This is a genomic window from Arthrobacter sp. SO3, from assembly GCF_020532825.1.
Taxonomy (GTDB): domain Bacteria; phylum Actinomycetota; class Actinomycetes; order Actinomycetales; family Micrococcaceae; genus Arthrobacter.
On sequence record NZ_MQTS01000200.1, the window covers coordinates 1 to 4,428 of the forward strand.

General features: G+C 69.8%; 5 protein-coding genes. 2 read left to right on the forward strand and 3 right to left on the reverse strand.

Annotated features, from left to right (window positions below; translation table 11 throughout):
* Window positions 1-1,344: alpha/beta hydrolase family protein (locus tag BJQ90_RS18705; RefSeq protein ID WP_226761707.1), on the forward strand; the 1,344-nt coding region annotated here is incomplete at its 5' end.
* A 6-nt stretch (window positions 1,345-1,350) separates the two neighbouring features.
* On the opposite strand, the gene BJQ90_RS18710 is transcribed toward BJQ90_RS18705, so the two are convergent.
* Window positions 1,351-2,013, reverse strand: coding sequence for a peptide deformylase (locus tag BJQ90_RS18710; RefSeq protein ID WP_226761708.1), 663 nt, complete (start codon window positions 2,011-2,013; stop codon window positions 1,351-1,353).
* A 9-nt stretch (window positions 2,014-2,022) separates the two neighbouring features.
* A complete protein-coding gene (locus tag BJQ90_RS18715) occupies window positions 2,023-2,994 on the reverse strand; it encodes a hypothetical protein (protein WP_226761709.1) in 972 nt (323 codons plus the stop codon).
* Between the two features lie 69 nt (window positions 2,995-3,063).
* Here BJQ90_RS18715 and BJQ90_RS18720 point away from each other — a divergent pair, with 69 nt between their 5' ends.
* Window positions 3,064-3,468 carry a nuclear transport factor 2 family protein gene (locus tag BJQ90_RS18720; RefSeq protein ID WP_226761710.1) on the forward strand — a complete coding sequence of 135 codons (405 nt, stop codon included), beginning with the start codon at window positions 3,064-3,066 and terminating at the stop codon, window positions 3,466-3,468.
* A gap of 51 nt (window positions 3,469-3,519) precedes the next feature.
* Here BJQ90_RS18720 and BJQ90_RS18725 read toward each other — a convergent pair.
* On the reverse strand, window positions 3,520-4,428 hold a 909-nt coding region (locus BJQ90_RS18725), incomplete at its 5' end, for an FAD-dependent oxidoreductase (protein WP_226761711.1).

Genomic DNA, 4,428 nt, shown 5'->3' on the forward strand with positions numbered 1-4,428 from the left:
GTGGAGGAAGACATTGTGGGGGAGGGCACGGTGGAGGAGCGCACGGTGGAGGAGTGCACCGGGGGACCGGAGCCGGAACCCGTCGCCCCGGCCAACGCCGGCCGCCAGACCGTCCACGCCGTCCGGCAGTCGCAGGACGGGCAGTCGCTGTTCTTCCTCGCCCAGGACTTGGGCGGGTCGGGACAGGACTTCGTGGCGCGCAACACCGCGCTCTACGTGCTGCCCGCCGGCGGCGGCGACGCCACGATGCTGAGCGACGCCGAGACGATGGACCTTGGCTGCAACGGCCGGATCGAACTGGTCGGGCCTGACTCGGTGCTGCTGCTGAACAACACCCGGGGAACGGTTGAGCTGCTCGAATTCCAGGCCGCCGGGAACCACCGGCGTCTGGTCCAGGGCGAACGGGTGGTCACCGGTGCCGCCGCCGGCGGCGGATCGCTCGTGGTCAGCTTCGCCGACGCGGCGACCGCGGGGGATGTGGCGGTGCTCGACGGCGGTCAACCCCGCGTCCTGACCGATTTTTCCGCCCCACTGCGCGCGGACGCCGGAATCATCGAACCGCTCGAGCTCACGGTCCCGTCCGGCGACGGCTACCCCGTCCACGGCTGGCTCGTGAAGCCGCCGGGCCAGGGCCCCCATCCGGTCCTGCTGAACATCCACGGCGGCCCGTTCGCCCAGTTCACCGGGGCGCTTTTCGATGAGGCCCAGGTCTATGCCGCGGCAGGCTACGCGGTCCTGATGTGCAACCCGCGCGGCTCCGCCGGCTATGGCCAGGCCCACGGCCGGGCCATCAAGGAGAAAATGGGCACCCTGGACATGCAGGATGTCGTGGCCTTCCTCGACGGCGCGCTCGGCAAGTTCGAGGAGCTCGACGCCGGGTCGCTCGGCATCATGGGAGGTTCCTACGGGGGCTACCTGACTGCCTGGACCATCAGCCATGACCACCGCTTCAGGGCCGCCATCGTGGAACGCGGATTCCTGGATCCCGTGAGTTTCATCGGGTCCTCCGACATTGGCTGGTTCTTCGGCGGGGAGTACACAGGGCGTTCCGTGGAACTGATGGCGGCTCAGAGCCCGATGGCCCGGGTGGACCGGGTGCGCACCCCGGCGTTGGTCATCCACAGCGAGGAGGATCTCCGGTGCCCGGTGGAGCAGGGCCAGCGGTATTTCACGGCGCTCAAACGGCTCGGGGTGGAGTCCGCGTTCCTGGTCTTCCCGGGGGAGAACCATGAGCTGTCACGCTCGGGCACGCCCCACCACCGCAAGCAACGCTTCGACCAGATCCTGCAGTGGTGGGCCAGGTACCTTCCGACAACGGCGAACCCGGCCGCTGCGGCCGGATAAGTTACTTTAGGCGTCCGGCAGGAACCCGAGTTCCTGCCGGGCGAGGCTGATATCGGGCTGCGACCAGCGCGCAGCGTATTCGGCATTGGTGCTGATGGAACGCAACTCGGCACGGTCCAGGTAGAGGATGCCGTGCAGGTGGTCGGTTTCGTGCTGGACGATCCGGGCCTGCCAGCCGCTGAACTCCCGCTGCTGCCGGCTTCCGTCCGGGGCGGTGAAGTCGAGCCGGACCGACTCGGGGCGGGAGACGGCGGCCTGCACTCCGTTCAGGGAGAGGCATCCCTCGTAGAACGCCGCGGTGGCCCCGGGCAGCGGCTGGTAGGACGGGTTCAGCATGGCGAAAAATGGCAGCGGCTCCCGTCCGCGGACGGCGGCGACCTCCGGATCGACCTCGAACTGATCCTCGAGCACCGCGAGCTGCAGCGGGATTCCCAGCTGCGGGGCCGCCAGACCGACGCCGGGCGCCTTGTGCATAACACTGTGCATCAGGTCGATCAGCTGGCCAAGTTCGGCGTCGCTCAGCTGGCCGTCAAAGGGCGCGGCGAGCTGCCGGAGCACCGGATGTCCGGCCTGGACGATGGAGGGGAGCACCCCGGCGGCCAGTATGTGCTCGACGGTTTCATGGATGCGAGCGGCGCTGATGTCAGTGGGCCTGGCGTCTGGTGACATGGCAACAGACTACTGGCGTCCGCAAGCTGCCGTAATGAATTCGTAAATGCGTCCACGCAGCAGCGCTCCGGCGTCGACCTTCAGGATGCCGTCCCGGCCGCCCACGGACAGCCTGAGCGGCAGCAGCGTCCCCACCTTGTCCTCCGCTATGGCGTGCGGATCGCAGCGTGCGGGCCGGATCCCCAACCGGAGCTGCTGGCTTGTGCCGCCGGCGCCGACCGAAACGGATCGCGGCCACGGTGCGGACGGGTCCGCTTCGAGCAGCGTGGTCTGATCGATCCAGTTGATCGTCAGGGATGCCGTTGAGCCGGGATTCACGGCGCCGGGAGTGCTTCGCGGCGTGATCGTTAGTTTCAGCACCGCGCTCTGCCCGCCGGCAGCCACCTCGAGTTCCGGCTCCAGCCGCATTACGGCGACCGCAGAGGCCGCCTGGCTGAGGCACATTTCCGCGTTGTTGCGGCTAAGCACCCCGTAGGGATCAGTGGCACGCACCGTCGCCGTGGACTCGGTTCCCCGACCGTCGGCAAGCCGCAGGACCAGTGCCGGCCCCTCGCTCACGGGTCCTGTCGGGAGGCCGCAGTCCGGGGCGCGCAGTTGTGCCGGCAGGATCTTGGTCTGCCCCGGCGGGAGTTCGATCCCGCCGGGCGTCGCCTGCCACTCGATGGTGCCGGCAAAGAGCGGGCTGGCCAGGCCCGCGCCGCGGACCGTCACCGGGGCAGGGGTGGTATTGGTCAACTGGATGGCGATGATTTGCCGGCTGTAGTTGTCGCGGAGCTGGTTGATCTCGGCGGTGACCGGGACGGCCGCAGGAACTGTCGAGGGCGTTGCCGTGGCTGGGGCCGAGGGTGGGCCGGTGCCGGAAGTACCCGCGCTGCAGGAGACCGTCATGGCGAGGCCAACCACGGCAGCAGCCAGACCGCACACCGTGAAGATTCGCGTTCCGCCGGCGGGGCGCCGCAGCGGCGGGGAAGAGCAGCCCATGGGGAAAGTGTATTCCCGCCGCCAGCCCGGGTACCCGGGTTGGCGGGCGCCGTCGGCTAGTCTCGTTCCATGACTTCACCGGCCCCCTTGGACACCGTCCTGGCCCTGCTGCGCGCTCTCGAGGCGGGCGGCGGAGCCGAGGGCATCTCGCCCTTCCTGGCCGAGGACTACACCCTGTACGAGGCGCCCCATCTGCTGGCACCGGCCGGGGCAACCCGGAACCGCGAGCAAACCCTGGCGGGGGCGGCCGCAGCCCATGAGGTCATCTCGGGGCAGCGTTTCGAAGTGCGGCGCACGACGTGTGAAGGGACCCGTGTGGTGGTGGAAGCCGAGTGGACAGCCACGCTGCTGATGGATCTTCCGCACTGGGACACCGGCGAGGTCATCCGCGCCAGGATCGCGGCCGTTTTTGAGGTCCGGGACGGTAAAATCGTCAGCCAGGACAGCTACGACTGCTACTTCACGCCCGCCTGAGCGACCCCCGACGGCAAGGCCCGTGGCCCCGGCGTAGCCCCGGCCGGGGACTCACTGCATGGTGAAGCGGCGGGCCACGAATCCGTTGACGGCCGGCATGGCCGCGGCGGCGGCGATGGCCCGGTTCCGCACTGACCACGGCCCCGCCGGCAGGGGCCGGCCCAGCAACATGTTGATTTCGGACTGGCGGGCCGCCCTGGCTGCTGCCGCCATGCGTCTGGTCTCGAAGTTCCGGAGGTCCGCCCCCACGTCCGCGCCGCGCAGCGAGGCGAGAATCACCGGGGCCAGGGCGACGGCGTCGAGCCAGCCCAGGTTCATGCCCTGGCCTCCGATCGGGCTGATCTCATGGGCGGCATCGCCGATCAGCACCGTCCGGCCGTTTACCATGCTGCGCGCCAGTCGTGCGCGCACGCCGAAGCTGCTCAGCATGCTGTTGCTCGCGGGGTCGACGTCGATCCCGGTGCGTTCCCCGATCCGGTTCGCGAGCCAGCGGGCGTTCCCGCCAGTCCCGGGGTCCGCGAGGCGAACCACCCAGCGGCGCCGCCCCCCGGGCAGCGGAAAGGACTCCACAATTCCCGCAGATTCCAGGAACAGCGCCGCGTCCGGACCGAACCGGGTGCTGTCGGCGAAGTCTCCCATCAGGTAGCTGTCCGGGTAATTCTTCGCCCGCACCGCGGTGCCCAGCTGCGAGCGGACGGCCGACCTGACGCCGTCGGCGGCCACCACAAGGGCCGCCGAATGCCTGGTGGCGGCGCCACCGGTGTTCGCCTCCGCGGTGACCCGGCCGCCTTCGTGACGCAGCCGGATGACCCGGACACCGCGGTGCAGGGCCCCGGCGTCGAGTTGGCGGACGCGTTCCTCGAGCACCGCCTCCGTCCGGGACTGCGGCAGGGCGAGGACGAACGGGAAACGGTTGGAGACGCCGGCAAAGGACATCTCGGCGAGCCGGGCGCCCCCGCC

Coding starts and splice junctions, on each gene's coding strand:
- BJQ90_RS18710 (WP_226761708.1), bottom strand. CDS start 2,013: ATGTCACCAGACGCCAGGCCCACTGACATCAGCGCCGCTCGCATCCAT.
- BJQ90_RS18720 (WP_226761710.1), top strand. CDS start 3,064: ATGACTTCACCGGCCCCCTTGGACACCGTCCTGGCCCTGCTGCGCGCT.
- BJQ90_RS18715 (WP_226761709.1), bottom strand. CDS start 2,994: ATGGGCTGCTCTTCCCCGCCGCTGCGGCGCCCCGCCGGCGGAACGCGA.